Consider the following 14,683-nt stretch of genomic DNA (forward strand, 5'->3'; position numbering starts at 1 on the left):
CCCGCGAAGCGCTTCCACCTCACCAAGATCCACAGGCCGCAGCATGCACCCCCGCAGCCGCCAAGATCAAATCAACCTAACGAAGTACTACTAGGCCCTCTCTTTCGGATCACGCCAGGCGGACGCCGCCGGAGCACGCACGCCCCCAGCCTCCGGCCGGGAGGTACCCCCACGCCGGCTTGTCGTCAGTCGCCGATGGCCCCCAGCCTTCGGCCGGGAGGTGCCCCCACCGCATGGACTCCCTCCTCCGCACCGCCGATGCACGCACTCCAACGACGCCCGCTTGTCCGACGTGATCCGAAAGAGAGGGCCTACGGCACCGGCCGCAGAGCCGGGCGGTACGCGGGGCGCGGCGGCGCACGGCCCTCCCCGGTTTGTATCGGCCGGGTATCGGCGAGCGCTCTGTTGCCCATCGGCGCCCGCGGCGCCCGAGCGTCGGGATGCCGTGGCCACTGCGGGCGTGCTGGGCGGGGCCACCCCGTCCGACCTGGGGTTTCCGCGGCAGGGGCGAGCTGCGCGGGGTGGTCCGGGGCGGCTGCGGCGGGGCGCGGGCGTGTCCGGTCTCTGCCGTATCGTTCCTTTCGGGCCGTCCCGCTGCCTGCGCAGCCGGGACCGGCTGCCCGCCCGGACCGGCCGCCCCTCCGGACCGCCCTGCCGTCCGGACCGCCCGGACCCGTTCGAACTGGAGTGAGCCGCCCGTGTCCTCGCCCGCCCCGGCCGGGGCCTCCCCGCGCCCCGTCCGCGTGCTGCTGGTGGAGGACGACGACCTGATGCGCCGCTCCTTCACCGTCGCCCTGGAGCGCTACGGCTACCAGGTGCAGGCCGCGGCGGACGGCCTCGCGGGGCTCGAACGGTTCCGGGACGAGGACTTCGACCTGCTGATCCTGGACGTGATGCTGCCCGCCCTGGACGGGATCGGGCTCTGCCGCAGGGTCCGGGAGACCAGCCTGGTGCCCATCCTGATGATGTCCGCGCGCGGCGAAGGGCTCGACGTCGTGGCCGGTCTGGAGGCCGGGGCGGACGACTACGTGGTCAAACCCGTGGACTCGTACGTGCTCGTGGCACGCATCCGCTCGCTGCTGCGGCGGGCGACCTACCCGCCCGCCCCGACCGGCGGGCACACACCCCTCGGCGGCCACGTTCCGGCTGTCGGACCGGCGGCGGACGTCCTGGCCTTCGGCGACCTCACCATCGACACCGCCGGCATGGAGGTGTCCGTCGCCGGCCACCCGGTGGCACTGACCCCGACCGAGCTCAAGCTGCTGCTGGAGTTCGCCGCCCACCCGGGCGTCGTGCTGGAGCGGCACACCCTGCTGCGCGACGTCTGGGAGTACGGCTGGGACGGCGACAGCCGGGTCGTCGACCTGTGCGTGCAGCGGCTGCGCCGGAAGCTGGGGCGGGAGCGGATCGAGACGGTCCGCGGCTTCGGCTACAAGCTGCGGCGCTGAGGCCGGTGCGTCCGCCCCGCCGGCCGCGGCCGGCCCGTCCGCCCCGCCGGCCGGTGCACACCTCCCTGCGCTGGAAGATCGCCGCGCTGGCCGCGGCCACGGCCTGCCTGGTCGCGGCCGCGGTCGGCGTGCTGGTGCACCTGTGGACTGCGCAGGACATTCGCGACCGGGCCGAGGCGCGGGCCTTCAACGCCGTCTACTCGGCCATGGACGTCTACCGGCGGACCGGGACGCTGGCGGACGGCGCCGAACTCGATCCCGACGAGCTGCCCGCCGAACTGCGCCACCCGGCCGACGGCGACCGCCACACCGCCTACGACGGGCGCGTCGAGGGGAATCTGGGGCCGAGCGTATGGGCCGCCCAGCGGACCGGCGGCCCCGGCAGCCCGGTGCTGGCCGTCCGGGTCAACACGGGCCCGGACCGCTACGGGCTGCGCCGGCTCGACGTGACGATGGCTGTCGCCTCGCTGGTCGCGCTCGCGGCGGCCGCGCCCCTGGCGGCGTACGGGGCCGGCCTGCTCGCCCGCCGGCTGCGGCGGGTCTCCGAGACCGCCGGCCGGATCTCCGCCGGTGATCTCGACGCCAGGACGGGGCCCACCAAGGGCCGCGACGAGGTGGCCGAGATCGCCGCCACCGTCGACCTCATGGCCGACAGCCTCGGCCGACGGCTGCACACCGAGCGCCGGTTCACCGCGGACGTGGCCCACGAGCTGCGCACGCCCGTCGGCGGCCTGCTGGCCGCCGTCGACCTGCTGCCGCCCGGCGAGACGGAGGACCTGCTCCGCGCCCGGGTGCGGGATCTGCGCGGGCTGGTCGAGGACCTGCTGGAGATCTCCCGCCTGGACGCCGGCGCCGAGCAGCCCGTCCGTGCCAGGGTGCCGCTCGGTGCCGTCGTGGCCGAGGCGGTGGCGCGCACCGGCCTCGCCACGGAGGTCGTCGTCGCTCCGCGGGCCGTTGACGCCGAGCGGGAGGCCGAGCGGCGGGAGGAAGCCGACACCCCGCCGGACGGGGACGCCGGGACCGTGGAGACCGACCCGCGCCGGCTGGAGCGGATCGTCGGCAACCTCGTCGTCAACGCCCACCGGCACGGCCGCACCCCGGTGCAGGTCACCGTCGAGGGAAGCACCGTCGTGGTGCGCGACCACGGCCCCGGCTTCCCGCCGGACCTGCTGCTGCACGGTCCGCGGCGCTTCCACACGGGCGCCGCGGAGCGCGGCTCGGGCCACGGCCTCGGCCTGACCATCGCCACCGGACAGGCCCGGCTGCTCGGCGCCGAGCTGAGCCTGGAGAACGCCCCGGACGGCGGCGCCGTCGCCACCCTGCGCCTGCCGGACTGAGCCCGCCGCCCTGCTCTCCCGGAACCCGCCCCTACCGAACCGATACAGACCGGCGCGCCCGCCGATACGCGGCGGCGCAGGCCCCTGATACGTCCCCCGGACACCCTTCGAAGTGCACGTTCCCGCACCCGAAGAGGAGTCCCCGTGACCACCGCCCCCTTTGCCGCGTACGCGCCGCACACCACGCCCGGGATCGCGGCTGCCACCACCGACCTGACCAAGGTCTACGGCAGCGGCGACACCCGGGTGGTCGCCCTGGACGGGGTCAGCACCGGCTTCCGCGAGGGCGAGTTCACCGCGATCATGGGCCCCTCCGGCTGCGGCAAGTCCACCCTGATGCACTGCGCCGCCGGGCTCGACACGCCCACCTCCGGCACCGTCCGCATCGGCACCACCGACCTCGGCACGCTGGGCGACCGCCGGCTGACCCAGCTGCGCCGCGACCGCATCGGCTTCGTCTTCCAGGCGTTCAACCTGGTGCCGACGCTGACCGCGCTGGAGAACATCACCCTGCCGCTGTCCATCGCCGGCCGCCGGCCCGACCGGCAGTGGCTGGACCGCGTGGTCGCCATGGTCGGCCTCTCCCAGCGCCTGGACCACCGGCCCGCCCAGCTGTCGGGCGGGCAGCAGCAGCGCGTCGCGGTCGCCCGCGCCCTGGCCGCGCAGCCCGCGATCATCTTCGGCGACGAGCCCACCGGCAACCTCGACTCCCGGGCCGGGGCCGAGGTCCTCGGCTTCCTGCGCGACTCGGTGCGCGAGCTGGGCCGGACCGTGGTCATGGTCACCCACGACCCCGTCGCCGCCGGCTACGCCGACCGCGTCGTCTTCCTCTCCGACGGCCGCCTGGTCGACGAGATGTCACGCCCCACCGCGGACCGGGTCCTCGACGTCATGAAGGGCTTCGACTCCCGGGCCCGCACCAGCTGACCCGCGCCCGCACCAGCTACCCGGGCCCGCACCAGCTGACCCGCGCGGCCCCGCCCGCCTCCCACCCTCCCCGCCCCTCCAGCGCTCCCGAAAGCCGCCCATGCTGAAAACAGCCCTGCGCAACGTCCTGGCGCACAAGGCCCGCCTGCTCATGACCGTCCTCGCCATCGGCCTCGGTGTCGCGTTCGTCTCCGGCACCCTCGTCTTCGCCGACTCGACCGCCGCGGCCCACCGCGCCGCCGCGTCGAAGAACTTCGCCGACATCGCGGTGACCGTGACCGCGAAGGAGTCCCCGACCGGCGGCCCCGCGGACCAGCAGGACGGCGTGCTCGACGACGCGCTGGTACGGAGGCTCGCGGCCGTGCCCGGCGTCGCCGCCGTGCGGCCGACCGCCGACGGCAGGGCCGTCCTGAACGCGGCGGACGGCACCCCGCTGCGTGTCAGGACGGGCGCGAACCTCGCCGCCGCCTACGTCCCCGGAGCGGACGGCAAGGACCGCCGCCACCCCCTGACCCAGGGCCACGCCCCGGCCGGCGGCGAGGAGATCGTGCTGGACGCCGGCACCGCCGCCGCCGGTCGCCTGCGCATCGGTGACCCGGTCACGCTGGCCACCGACGGCCCGGCCATGACCAAGCGGCTCGTCGGCATCGCCACCACCGGGGACACCCGCGTCACCGCCGGCGGCACCCTCGTCCTGTTCGAGAAGGCCACCGCCCAGCGGCTGTTCGCCACGCCCGGCCACTACACCGGCATCGACCTGTCCGCCGCGCCCGGCACCGACGAGTACGAGCTCTCCCACCGCGTCACCGCCGTTCTCCCGGCCGACCGGGCCGAGGCCACCACCGGTTCCGCCCAGGCCGCCCAGCAGGCCGTCTACGTCGGCACCCTCACCCGCGGCTACGCCAAGACGCCGATGGTCTTCGCCGGGGTCGCGCTGTTCATCGGCTCCTTCCTCATCATCAACACCTTCACCATGCTGGTCACCCGGCGCACCCGGGAGATCGCGCTGCTGCGGGCGATCGGCGCCGGACGCGGCCAGGTGGTCCGCACCGTCCTCGCCGAGGCGTTCCTGGTCGGCCTCGCCGCATCGGCCGTCGGCTTCCTGCTCGGCCTCGGCATCGCCGCGGTGCTGCCGGACGTGCTGAGCACCGGCGGGACGGCGCTGCCGCACGGCCAGCTGGAGATCGGCCCGCGCCCCGTCCTGGCGGCGCTCCTCGTCGGCGTGGGCGTCACCGTCCTCGCCGCCTGGCTGCCCTCGCGCCGGGCGGCGCGGATCGCCCCCGTCGAGGCGCTGCGCGCGGCCCAGCAGCCGCCCACCGGCCGGCCCCGCGTCCGGGCCGCGGCCGGCCTGGCCCTGCTCGCCCTCGCCGTCGGCGTGCTGATCCCGCTCACCCGGGCGAAGGACGCCTCCGAGGAGAACCTGCGCACCGCCATGCTCGGCTGCGGCGCCCTCGTCGTCGCCCTGGTGGTGCTGGCGCCGCTGCTCGCCGTCCCGGCGATCCGGCTGACCGGCCGGCTGACCCGCCGCTTCGGGGTCACCGGCCACCTCGCCCGGCAGAACGCGCTGCGCGACCCGCGGCGCACCGCGGCCACCGCCGCCACCCTGCTGATCAGCACCGCACTCGTCACCGGCCTCGCCGTCATCGGCAACTCCACCGGGCAGGCGCTCGACCGCCAGGCGGCGGCCGGCCTCGGCGCCGACTACGTGGTCAGCACCGGCTCCACCATGACGGGGATCGACCCGGCCGCCGTCCAGCGGGTCGCCGGCACCCCGGGCGTTCGGACGGCGAGCGCCGTCACGGACTCCACCGTCGTCGTCGGCGGCCGCGTCCGGGACCTCTCCGGCGTCGCCCCCGACGCCCTGGACGACGTCATGAGGCTCGACTTCGTCAGCGGCTCCGCCAAGGAGCTCGGGCCCGGCCGGATCGCCGTCTCCGGCAGCGTCGCCCGGGAGAACGGTGTGAGCGCCGGCGGCCGGATAAAGGCCCGGATGGGCCGCAGCCAGGACTTCGCCACCTACACCGTCGTGGGCGTCTACCGGGACAACCCCACCGCCGGCGACGTGCTCGGCGCCCGCGGCGAAGTCCAGCAGCACGCCTTCCTGTCCGACTCCGTCCAGCGCATCCTCGTCCGCACCGACGCCGGCGCGGTCTCCCGGGGCACCGAGGACCGGCTGCGCACCGCCGTCGGCAACAACCCGCTGCTGAAGGTGCAGGACCGGCCCGCGCTGGTCCGCGAGGCCGCGGGCACCATGGGCGACCTGCTGACGCTGATGTACGGGCTGCTCGCCATCGGCGCGGTGATCGCCGCGCTCGGCCTGGCGAACACCCTGGCCATGTCGGTCGCCGAACGGACGCGGGAGGTCGGCGTCCTGCGCGCCATCGGCATGGACCGCGCCGGCATCCGGCGGATGATCCGCCTGGAGGCGGTGACCGTCGCCGCGTTCGGCACCGCGCTGGGCCTGGCCGGCGGACTGTTCGGGGCCTGGGCGGTCGGCGCGCTGGCCAACGGCGCGGTGGAGCAGTACGCACTGGCCCTGCCCTGGGGGACGCTGCTCCTGGTCTGCGTGGTCTCCGTCGGGATCGGCGCGCTCGCCGCTGCCGTCCCGGCCCGCCGCGCGGCCGCCCTGAGCCCGCTGGAGGCCGTCGCCGAGGCGTAGTGACGGTCGCGAACTCCCTTCATTGTGGGTGGAGTTGGCGGACGATCACGAGGCGGACCCTGGGGCGGAGAGCACCCTCGGGGTCCGCCGACCGGTCCGGCCGACCTCGATCGCCCCGGCGACCGGCCCCGCGACCGGCCCCGCGGTCACAGGCTCGCGAGCAGGTCGTGGAGGGGCGCGGGGACGGGCTCGGCGTCGAGGGCTTCGACCAGGAGGCGGCCGTAGCGGATCTTGCGGCCCTTCTTCGTGCCGAGGAAGCGCCGCATCTGCCGCTGCGGAGGCCGGCCCTGCTGCGCGGGTTGGCGGACGAAGGTCTGCCAGGCCGGGAGGTCGCCCTCGGCCCGGACGATCTCCTCCACCCGTGCCACGCCCAGTGCGCGGATGAGTTCGTCCTCCAGGTCGGCCACACAGACGAAGAACTCGCGGTTCGGCACACGAGCCCTTTCGAGACCGCGGTCGTAGAAGCCCCGCTCGCCCTCGTCGCAGAGTCCGGCGAGGCGCAGCCCCAGCCCCGGCGGCCCGAGGAGGTCGGCATAGCGGGCGACGTTCATCGCTCCGCCCATGGAGACGACACACACCCCTTCGGCGGCCAGGTCCCGCCCGTGGCGCTCGGCCAGCGCCTCGACGGCCGCGACGTCGCTCGGCCCTTCCAGCAGCACCGCAGTCCGCACATCCAGCTGCACGGCCAACTCGCCGGCCGTCTCGCCCGCCGTCTCGCCCGCCGGCCCACCGGCGCCGCCCGCCGCCCAGCCGGTCACCGCGTCCCGGAACGTTCGCATGTCCGTCATGGGGCGATCCTGCCCCCGCGCGGGCAGGCGCGACACCGGTTTTCGTCGCCACGGCCGCCCACGGCTGCCGTCGCCACCTCCGCCGTCCGGCGCGGCCTGCTCCGTGCGGGGTGTGCCGGTCAGGCGTCCGAGTAGCCGTCGGCGTCGAGCAGGGCGTGCACCCGGGCTTTGACGGTCTGCGCGTTGCGGGTCGCCTCCCCGATCTGCGTCAGCGCGGTGGTGTAGAGCTTGGCGTCCCGCTTCTGGAGGGCCAGCAGGCAGTCCCGGCTGCCCTCCAGCGCCGCCAGCAGGTAGGCCCGCCAGGCCTGTTGGGCCTCCGGGTCGGGCACGTGGAAGTACTCGGCGCCGCGGATGGCCGTGTTGGCGAGGTCGGTGCAGATCGGGCGGATGCGGGCGTCGGCCGAGCCCCATCCGGTGTCCTTGGCGGCCTGGGCCGCCTGCCAGGTGCGCACGATGCGGTCCCGGCCGGCGATCTGCTGGTCGATCATCTCCCCGCCGCCGAGCCGCCGCCACGCGTGCACCTGCGTCGCCCTGGTGCTGTCGTCGACCGAGCGGGTCCGGTCGGGCGGGTTGTACTGCTGCCAGAACTGCTCCGCCTGCTTGGCGGTCTGCCGCGTGGTGGCCGTCCGGGCCTGGGCCGTGATCTGGGTGACGGACGCCGCGATCGCCGCGGCACCCAGCAGGCTCACGGCGAGACGCCGGCCCGCCACGGCGAGTCGGCCCGGTGGCCGCCGCGCCCCGTCGGTGGCCGCTTCGGGGGCCCCGCCACCGGCCACGGGCCGTCCACGTCGGGCGCGCCGGACGCGTCGGGCGCGCCGGACGCGGGGCAGCCGTCCGAGCGCGGACGCGACGGCGGCGCACCCGATGGCGGCGAAGAGGCCGAAGACCATGGCGGGGACGGCCAGCAGCGCGACGACCGGCCAGATGTGGCCGGGGTGCCACTGGCACGAAGGTCCGCCGCCGGGGACCGCCTGCAGACAGCCCTCCAGGGAGCCGAGCACCAGCACCCCGACCAGCCCGGTGCACTGGGCGGTCTGGGCCGCGATCAGTGCGACGGGCAGCCGGCAGCGGCTCGTCAGCGCGCTCGCGACCGCGGCGGCGGTAGTGGCGGCGGCCACCAGGATCAGCAGGATCCAGGCGGCGTAGGTGAACCGGTCGAGGTCCCAGCGCTCCTCCAGGACCGGCCGCCACGGGAGCAGCTGCGCCCGGAGCTCCAGGACGCCGCCCCAGGCTGCGACCCCGGCGGCCAGCCCCGGCAGCACCACCCGGCGCAGCGGCGGCAGAGTCCCGACGGCGGGCAGTGCCCCGACGGCGGGCGGGGCGCCGTCGGCCGTCCCGGGGAACGCACTGCTCAGCCAGCGGGGCGTCCGGTCGGCCGTGCCCGCGGCCGGCCGGACCAGCCAGGCGGCGAGCGGTACCAGCCAGGCGGCGGCGACCGCGGTGAGCGTGAGGGGGCCGTGGAACCCGACGTACACCGAGTACAGCCCGGTCGCGGCCGCCACCACGGCCGAGTGCTCGGCGCCCGGCCCGGGATAGGACTGCAGGAGCATGGCGCGGACCGCGGAGTGGTCGTACGTCCCGCCGATCGCGAGTGCCTGGCCGCGGACCTGCCACCAGAAGATCCAGGCGGACATCACCAGCCAGCCCCCGACCAGCAGCACCGCCAGCACCGGGCGCAGCGTCCGCCCGCGCCAGGCTCCGGCCCACAGCCGCGCGCACGCGGCCAGCCACCAGGTGAACAGGGCGCAGGCGAGGGGTTGGAGCAGCAGGACGGCGGGCCGGCCCGGCAGGACGGTGTCGCCCACCACCCGGGTGTCGACCAGTGCGGCCGCGGCCATCCCGAAGCCCAGCCAGAGCCCCGGCCGGAGCCCGGTCGGCACCCGCCGCCCCGTGAGGACGGCGTGCACGGTCGCCCGCCACAGGGTCGTCCCGGCCACCCCCGCGACCGCGGCGGCGGAGACCATGGTCATGGCCTGCACCTGCCAGACCGTGGCGAGCAGCCCCGTGGTGTCGTACACGAAGAGGTGCGAGCCGATCAGGGTGGTCGCGACACCGGTCAGAACCATCGGCAGGGCGGGCACGGCGAACAGCGGCGTGGGGTCCTCCAGGGCCCTCCGGCGCACCTCCCAGCGCGGATGCGTGCCCCAGAGCTCGGCGAACGCCGCCGACGCCCGCCGGATCCGACCGCCGGGCGGGCGCGTGGCCACCGCCCAGCCGTCGGCGACGGCACCCCACCGGACGGCGGCGAGGTCGGCGTAGATCTCCCGGCTCCGCAGGACGTCCGACCGCGCCAGGTACACGAGGAGGGCCACGCCGGCCGCGAGCGCGACGCTGCGGAGGTCGGCCGTCGCGTTCCGGGCCCAGGAGAAGTCCGACCCCGAGTGACGGTGCAGTTTGTAGCCGGCCAGGGCCAGGTACGGCAGCAGCACGGTGACCAGGAACGTCCGCCAGAGCGCGATGGTGGCGTAGGCGAGGGTGACGTCGCCGTAGTGGACGTGTGCGAACTCGTGCAGCACGACCGCCCGGAACCGGTCGGGGTCGCCGGCCCGCCGGGCGAGCAGACCGCCGTGCAGGCAGACGACGGGCCGCCCGCTCCGGCCGAACACCACCGCGCCGCTGGTGGCCGCGGCCGGGTCGATCACGATCCGCGGCACCCGGGCCAGACCGGCGGTGGCGGCCAGCTCGGCCAGCACGCCGTGCAGCTCGCCGTCCGGGTCCACCTCCGCCAGCGGGACGACACGGGACCGGCGGGCCTTCGAGGCGGACAGGGCGAAGAAGTGGAGGAACGCGGCGACGGCCAGCAGGGCGGGCCAGCAGGCGACCGTCCACCACGGCAGCGGCGGGGCGTGGCGGGCGATGCAGGCGTTGAACGGGACGTACTGGCTGAGCAGGACCAGCAGGTTGTCGACGGTGCCGTGGTGGTCCGGGTCCCCGCCGGCCGCGAGCTCGCACCCCGCGTAGTCGCTGTCGACGAACCACCCCAGGACCGTCACCATCATCGCGCCGCTCGCGACCAGCAGGAGGATCGCCAGCAGCACGAATCGGACGGTCGTCCCGGCGGCCAGTGCCCGTTCGTCCAGCCGCGGCCGTCCCTCCGGGGTGGCCATCAGCCGACTCGGGGCTGCGCCTCGCCGGGGGCGTTGCCGGGGTCCTGGCCGGGAGCGTCGGGACCGTCCGCGGTGCCGGCGCTGCGGCCGCCGTTGCCCGGGGTGCCGGAGCTGCCGCGGCTGTCGCCGCCGCCGTCACCGTTGCCGCCGGGGACCTCGTGGCCGGGCGCCGTGGGAGGTTCGCCCGCGCCGTCCAGGGCCAGCCGGCTCACCACCGCGTCGGCGATCGCGGACGCCCGGTCCTGGGAGAGCCCCCGGTCCAGGGCCGCCTCCTGCACCTGCTGCCGCACCCCGCGGAGCTGTTCGCGGGTGAGCGGCGGAACGGTGACACTCTCGGAGGAGCGCCGCCGGAAGAGCCTCCGTAGCACCGTGCCGGTTCCTCTCGCAGCGTTCTCCGCGGCCACCTCGCCGGCGCGCCTGGCCGCCTGGTCCACGGTCAGCCACACCACCGGGGTCACCAGCGCCACCAGCTCGCCGAAGCCGAAGCCCAGTGGTTCCCGCCGCCGGCCCGATCCGGTCAGCTTGCCGACCACCGTGGCGTCGTCGTACTGCAACAGGCCGTTCAGGAGCACGAGTTCCTCGGGCGCGACCTCGCCGATCACCTCGCGCACGACGTCCCGGACCCGGCGGTGGCCGGCCGCCGCCGTGGTCGCTCCGATGGACGGCACTTCAGACCCCATACCCACCCCCGCGCCCCGCCGGCCCCTGTGTGCGCTCAACCTTTGCGCTCAACCTTGCCACGGGCCATGACAAGTTGTGCTCGGATTTGCAGAATGCTGCAAGGGGCGCCGGTGCCGGGCCGCGGCGGCCCGGACCCCGGTCGCCTGTTCGACGGGGCTGACCGAGCTGACCGGGCTGACCGGGCCGACCGTTCTGACCGGGCCGACCGTTCAGACCGGGCCGACCGTTCCGTCGGGTGATCGTGTGGGCGTGGGGGCGGGCGAGGCGGGCCGCGGCGTCGCATAGTCGAGGGGTTGGTCATACCTTCCGATCCTGAGATGAGCTGACCATGCGTCTGCCCCGTCGGCCGGCCACCACGGTGGCCGCCACGCTGCTGCTCCTCACCCTCGCCGGGTGCGGCGACCCGGACGCCCCCGTTCCCGACGCATCCGGGGCGCCGCGGCCGCCGGACGGTGGCGGGACGCCCGCGGCCACCACCGCGTCCCCGACCGGGCCGCGGGCCTTCACCCTCGTCGCCACCGGCGACGTGCTGCCGCACACCGAGATCATCCGGCAGGCCCGGGAGGACGCCGGCGGCGACGGCTACGACTTCACCAGGATGCTCGCCGGCGTCAAGCCGCTGATCACCGGCGCCGACCTGGCCATCTGCCACATGGAGACCGTCTACGGCGCCGACGGCGGGCCGTTCACCGGCTACCCGTCCTTCAAATCGCCGCCACAGGTCGCCCGCGCCCTCAAGGAGACCGGGTACACCGGCTGCGACACGGCCTCCAACCACACCCTCGACGACGGCCCGGCCGGCATCCGGCGCACCCTCGACGCCATGGACGCCGTGGGCCTCGTGCACACCGGCTCCGCCCGCGACGCGACCGAGGCCGGGAGGCCCGCCCTGCTCCGGGCGGGCGGCGCCACCGTGGCCCACCTCGCCTACACCTACGGCACCAACGGGATCCCGCTGCCGAACGGGCAGCCCTGGGCGGTGAACCTGATCGACCGGGACCGGATCCTCGCCGACGCGCGCGCCGCCCGGGCGGGCGGCGCGGACCTCGTCGTGGTCAGCGTCCACTGGGGAACCGAGTGGCAGGACACCCCGAACGACCAACAGCTCACCCTGGCCCGGGAGCTGGCCGCAGGGCAGGGCGGAGGTCCGTCGGACGTCGACCTGATCCTCGGCACCCACGCCCACATCCCGCAGGCGTACGAGAGGATCGGTGACACCTGGACGGTGTACGGCCTCGGCGACCAGCTCGCCGGGCACATGTTCACCTACGACGGTGCCGAGGACCCGCGCGGCAACTGGAGCTCGATCGCCCGGTTCACCTTCGTCCCGCCGGCCGGTCCGGGGCAGCGCTGGAGGGTCGGCAAGGCCGAGTTCGTCCCGCAGGTGACCGACCTCGGCCCGCCCTACCGGGTCCTCGACCTGCGCGAGGCCGTCCGCCGCGACCCCGGCCGGGCCGACTACGCGCGGGCCCTGGAACACATCCGCACGGTCGTGCTCAGCCGCGGCGCCGCGTCCGCGGGCCTGACCATGGCCCCCTGAGCCGGCTGCGCCCCGGCGCGCCCGCCGGGGCGGCCCGGCACCGGGGTGCGGGGGAGACGGGGGCGGGGTAGGTCATCGGCATGGCCAACGGCGTCATCCTCCACGAACTCGGCCATGCCCTGGTCGGCCTGTACGGCCTGCCGGTCACGGGGAAGGAGGAGGACGCGGTCGACCAGCTCTCGGTCCTCCTGCTGACGACGGGCGACGAGGAGCACACCGCGTACGCGGTCAGCACCGTCAACGCGCTGTCAGGTCTGCTGGCTGTTCGGCTCCGATCCCGGGACCTTCGCATCGGTGGTCCAGGTCCCGGAGAACCCCGACGGCGTCCTGCCGGTGGACCGTGCCCGGGGCTGCGAGGCGGAGTACGACCAGCTCAATTCCTCGTGGACCACCCTGTTGCAGCCCTATCTGAAGATCGGGTGACCTGCGTGCCCGCCCTGGCCCGGGCGGTGCGGTTCCGGCGGTCGGCCGCCATCGTGAGCCGGGCGAGGACGGCGGGGAGGCCGGCGATGACGCCGGCGGAGAGGACCAGCCCGAAGATCAGCAGGCGCGGCGCGAGCGGCCCGCTGCGGATCGGCCAGCAGACGAGCGCGGCGGCGAGGGCGCTGAGGGCGGGGACGGTGACGACCGCGACCAGGAGCCTGCGGGTCGGGTTCACGCCGAAGGATCGTTCACGCGGGGCCGGCTCGGCCGCTGGACGGTGCGGTAGCGGGGGACGTTGAGGCGCCGCAGCTGGAGGGGGTCGGTGGTCCACTCGCAACCGCCCGCCTCGGGCCGGAGGTAGGCGAGGCCGTTGAGGGTGGCCATGTAGACGCCCTCGAAGGGCTGTCCACCGGCGGTCCGGTGGGCGAGGTCGTACACCACCTCGCCCACCTTGGGCCGGTAGGAGGGCGTGTGGGGGCGGCTGGGCATGGGGGGCTCCATCGGTAGCTCTGCGCATCGGGCATTTCACGGCTTGTGTTTATGATGGCCCGCGCCGGTGCAGAATCGGCCCGAGATCTGTATTTGAGATTGATGATCCACAAGTTGGTGAAACGTGGTCAACCGCAAGCAACTTGATCCGACGTCGGGGCCGTGGGCGCCGTTCGGGGTGCAGCTCCGCAGGTCGCGTGAGGCGAGGGGGCTGACGCAGGCTCAACTGGCCCGGAAGGTCGGCTTCGACCCTTCCTACGTCTCCTACGCCGAACTTGCATCACGGGAGCCACCGAGCGAGCGGTTCGCGCGCAGGGCCGACGAGGCGCTGGAGACGGGCGGCACGCTGTTGCTGATGTGGCTGCAGAACAAGCACTCGGCGCTCCTGGAGGGCTTCCCTGAGTATGCGAGCCACGAGGCGAAGGCCGCGGAGATACGCATCTTCGAATCCGGTGTGGTGCCCGGCCTCTTCCAGACCGAGGCGTACGCCATGGCCTTGGCCATGGCCGACGTGCGCCGGGGGACGATCACCCGCACGCAGGCCGAGGAGCGAGTGACCTTCCTGCTCGTTCGGCAGCAACTGCTCAGGCGCGCCAGTCCGCCGCTGGTGCACGCCGTCCTGGACGAGAGCTGTCTGCGCCGCCCGATCGGCGGCCGTGACGTCATGACGGAGCAACTGGCCGCTCTGGAGGATCAGTTCGAGGCCGGCCACGTGATCCTTCAGGTGGCGCCGTTCGAGATGGCCGAGCACAGGCCGTTCGCGCTGCCGATGGTGCTGCTTTCACTCCCGGACCAGTCGCTGCTGGGCTACTCCGAGTCCGAGGGGCGTAGTCATCTTGAGCGCGATTCTGACAGGCTGACAGCTTGGAGGAGACACTACGATCGGCTCCAGGTGGGAGCGCTGGCCGAGATGGCGACTCTCGAATGGATCCGCGCAGTTCGGGAAGGAACCTCATGTCCGACATCAACTTGACGCGCGCCGCCTGGCTGAAGTCCAGCTACAGCCAGCAGGGTGGCAACTGCGTCGAGGTGGCGCCCGGCTTCGCCGGTGTCCTGCCCGTCCGTGACTCCAAGGACCCTGCGGGCCCGGCCCTCGTCTTCCCGGCCGAGGCCTGGCGGTCGTTCGTCTCGGCCGTCCGGGCCGAGGAGTTCGGCACCGTCTGATCTCTGCGAGCCGTCGTGCAACTCGGGCTGTGAATGCCGCGACGCCGCTGCTCCCGGGCCCGGTGTGGTGGTCGGGTGGGGTGCAGCGGCGTTGTCGGGGTGGCCCTGGTGGGGGCGGGT

13 protein-coding genes and 1 pseudogene are annotated in these 14,683 nt (G+C 74.8%); 9 read left to right on the top strand and 5 right to left on the bottom strand.

Going from position 1 to position 14,683, the window contains the following annotated elements:
- Positions 1 to 770 precede the first annotated feature (770 nt).
- The 4 genes from cseB (at position 771) to ACIPSC_RS38720 (ending at position 6,371) form a co-directional block, all read left to right on the top strand.
- Positions 771 to 1,448: a two-component system response regulator CseB gene (gene cseB, locus ACIPSC_RS38705; RefSeq protein WP_400835047.1), complete on the top strand. Its 678-nt coding sequence runs from the start codon at positions 771 to 773 to the stop codon at positions 1,446 to 1,448.
- A gap of 53 nt (positions 1,449 to 1,501) precedes the next feature.
- Positions 1,502 to 2,785 carry a sensor histidine kinase gene (locus ACIPSC_RS38710; protein ID WP_400835011.1) on the top strand — a complete coding sequence of 428 codons (1,284 nt, stop codon included), beginning with the start codon at positions 1,502 to 1,504 and terminating at the stop codon, positions 2,783 to 2,785.
- Between the two features lie 144 nt (positions 2,786 to 2,929).
- The gene (locus ACIPSC_RS38715; RefSeq protein ID WP_400835014.1) at positions 2,930 to 3,712 is read left to right on the top strand and encodes an ABC transporter ATP-binding protein; all 783 of its coding nucleotides are present in this window, start codon (positions 2,930 to 2,932) and stop codon (positions 3,710 to 3,712) included.
- A gap of 100 nt (positions 3,713 to 3,812) precedes the next feature.
- Positions 3,813 to 6,371, top strand: a complete 2,559-nt coding sequence (locus ACIPSC_RS38720; RefSeq protein ID WP_400835017.1) for an ABC transporter permease — start codon at positions 3,813 to 3,815, stop codon at positions 6,369 to 6,371.
- Positions 6,372 to 6,517: 146 nt separating this feature from the next.
- On the opposite strand, the gene ACIPSC_RS38725 is transcribed toward ACIPSC_RS38720, so the two are convergent.
- The 3 genes from ACIPSC_RS38725 to ACIPSC_RS38735 all read right to left on the bottom strand — a co-directional run bounded on the left by ACIPSC_RS38725 (position 6,518) and on the right by ACIPSC_RS38735 (position 10,934).
- Positions 6,518 to 7,159, bottom strand: coding sequence for a TOPRIM nucleotidyl transferase/hydrolase domain-containing protein (locus ACIPSC_RS38725; protein ID WP_400835020.1), 642 nt, complete (start codon positions 7,157 to 7,159; stop codon positions 6,518 to 6,520).
- Between the two features lie 119 nt (positions 7,160 to 7,278).
- The gene (locus ACIPSC_RS38730; protein ID WP_400835023.1) at positions 7,279 to 10,266 is read right to left on the bottom strand and encodes a M48 family metalloprotease; all 2,988 of its coding nucleotides are present in this window, start codon (positions 10,264 to 10,266) and stop codon (positions 7,279 to 7,281) included.
- Positions 10,266 to 10,934: a hypothetical protein gene (locus ACIPSC_RS38735; RefSeq protein ID WP_400835026.1), complete on the bottom strand. Its 669-nt coding sequence runs from the start codon at positions 10,932 to 10,934 to the stop codon at positions 10,266 to 10,268. The genes ACIPSC_RS38730 and ACIPSC_RS38735 overlap by 1 nt, the downstream gene beginning before the upstream one ends.
- Before the next feature lie 341 nt (positions 10,935 to 11,275).
- On the opposite strand from ACIPSC_RS38735, the gene ACIPSC_RS38740 reads away from it, so the two are divergent.
- The 3 genes and pseudogenes from ACIPSC_RS38740 to ACIPSC_RS38750 all read left to right on the top strand — a co-directional run bounded on the left by ACIPSC_RS38740 (position 11,276) and on the right by ACIPSC_RS38750 (position 12,910).
- Positions 11,276 to 12,487 carry a CapA family protein gene (locus tag ACIPSC_RS38740; protein WP_400835029.1) on the top strand — a complete coding sequence of 404 codons (1,212 nt, stop codon included), beginning with the start codon at positions 11,276 to 11,278 and terminating at the stop codon, positions 12,485 to 12,487.
- A gap of 80 nt (positions 12,488 to 12,567) precedes the next feature.
- Positions 12,568 to 12,714: pseudogene (locus ACIPSC_RS38745) on the top strand (DUF4344 domain-containing metallopeptidase); the annotation flags it as partial.
- Positions 12,715 to 12,781: 67 nt separating this feature from the next.
- Positions 12,782 to 12,910: a hypothetical protein gene (locus ACIPSC_RS38750; RefSeq protein WP_400835032.1), complete on the top strand. Its 129-nt coding sequence runs from the start codon at positions 12,782 to 12,784 to the stop codon at positions 12,908 to 12,910.
- On the opposite strand, the gene ACIPSC_RS38755 is transcribed toward ACIPSC_RS38750, so the two are convergent.
- Both ACIPSC_RS38755 and ACIPSC_RS38760 read right to left on the bottom strand, forming a co-directional pair.
- A complete protein-coding gene (locus ACIPSC_RS38755; protein WP_400835035.1) occupies positions 12,861 to 13,145 on the bottom strand; it encodes a hypothetical protein in 285 nt (94 codons plus the stop codon). The genes ACIPSC_RS38750 and ACIPSC_RS38755 overlap by 50 nt on opposite strands.
- The gene (locus ACIPSC_RS38760) at positions 13,142 to 13,399 is read right to left on the bottom strand and encodes a hypothetical protein (protein WP_400835038.1); all 258 of its coding nucleotides are present in this window, start codon (positions 13,397 to 13,399) and stop codon (positions 13,142 to 13,144) included. Before ACIPSC_RS38760 ends, ACIPSC_RS38755 begins: the two co-directional genes overlap by 4 nt.
- Before the next feature lie 124 nt (positions 13,400 to 13,523).
- On the opposite strand from ACIPSC_RS38760, the gene ACIPSC_RS38765 reads away from it, so the two are divergent.
- Positions 13,524 to 14,372, top strand: a complete 849-nt coding sequence (locus ACIPSC_RS38765) for a helix-turn-helix domain-containing protein (protein ID WP_400835041.1) — start codon at positions 13,524 to 13,526, stop codon at positions 14,370 to 14,372.
- Positions 14,354 to 14,563 (top strand): DUF397 domain-containing protein, encoded by a 210-nt coding sequence (locus ACIPSC_RS38770; RefSeq protein WP_400835044.1) that lies wholly within the window; start codon positions 14,354 to 14,356, stop codon positions 14,561 to 14,563. Before ACIPSC_RS38765 ends, ACIPSC_RS38770 begins: the two co-directional genes overlap by 19 nt.
- Positions 14,564 to 14,683 lie beyond the last annotated feature (120 nt).

Source organism: Kitasatospora sp. NPDC090091, assembly GCF_044747365.1.
Taxonomy (GTDB): domain Bacteria; phylum Actinomycetota; class Actinomycetes; order Streptomycetales; family Streptomycetaceae; genus Kitasatospora.

What these genes read in the sequence shown, in the direction of transcription:
- ACIPSC_RS38725 (WP_400835020.1), bottom strand. Translation starts at nt 7,159, where the DNA reads ATGACGGACATGCGAACGTTCCGGGACGCGGTGACCGGCTGGGCGGCG.
- ACIPSC_RS38770 (WP_400835044.1), top strand. Translation starts at nt 14,354, where the DNA reads ATGTCCGACATCAACTTGACGCGCGCCGCCTGGCTGAAGTCCAGCTAC.
- cseB (WP_400835047.1), top strand. Translation starts at nt 771, where the DNA reads ATGCGCCGCTCCTTCACCGTCGCCCTGGAGCGCTACGGCTACCAGGTG.
- ACIPSC_RS38760 (WP_400835038.1), bottom strand. Translation starts at nt 13,399, where the DNA reads ATGCCCAGCCGCCCCCACACGCCCTCCTACCGGCCCAAGGTGGGCGAG.
- ACIPSC_RS38740 (WP_400835029.1), top strand. Translation starts at nt 11,276, where the DNA reads ATGCGTCTGCCCCGTCGGCCGGCCACCACGGTGGCCGCCACGCTGCTG.
- ACIPSC_RS38730 (WP_400835023.1), bottom strand. Translation starts at nt 10,266, where the DNA reads ATGGCCACCCCGGAGGGACGGCCGCGGCTGGACGAACGGGCACTGGCC.
- ACIPSC_RS38720 (WP_400835017.1), top strand. Translation starts at nt 3,813, where the DNA reads ATGCTGAAAACAGCCCTGCGCAACGTCCTGGCGCACAAGGCCCGCCTG.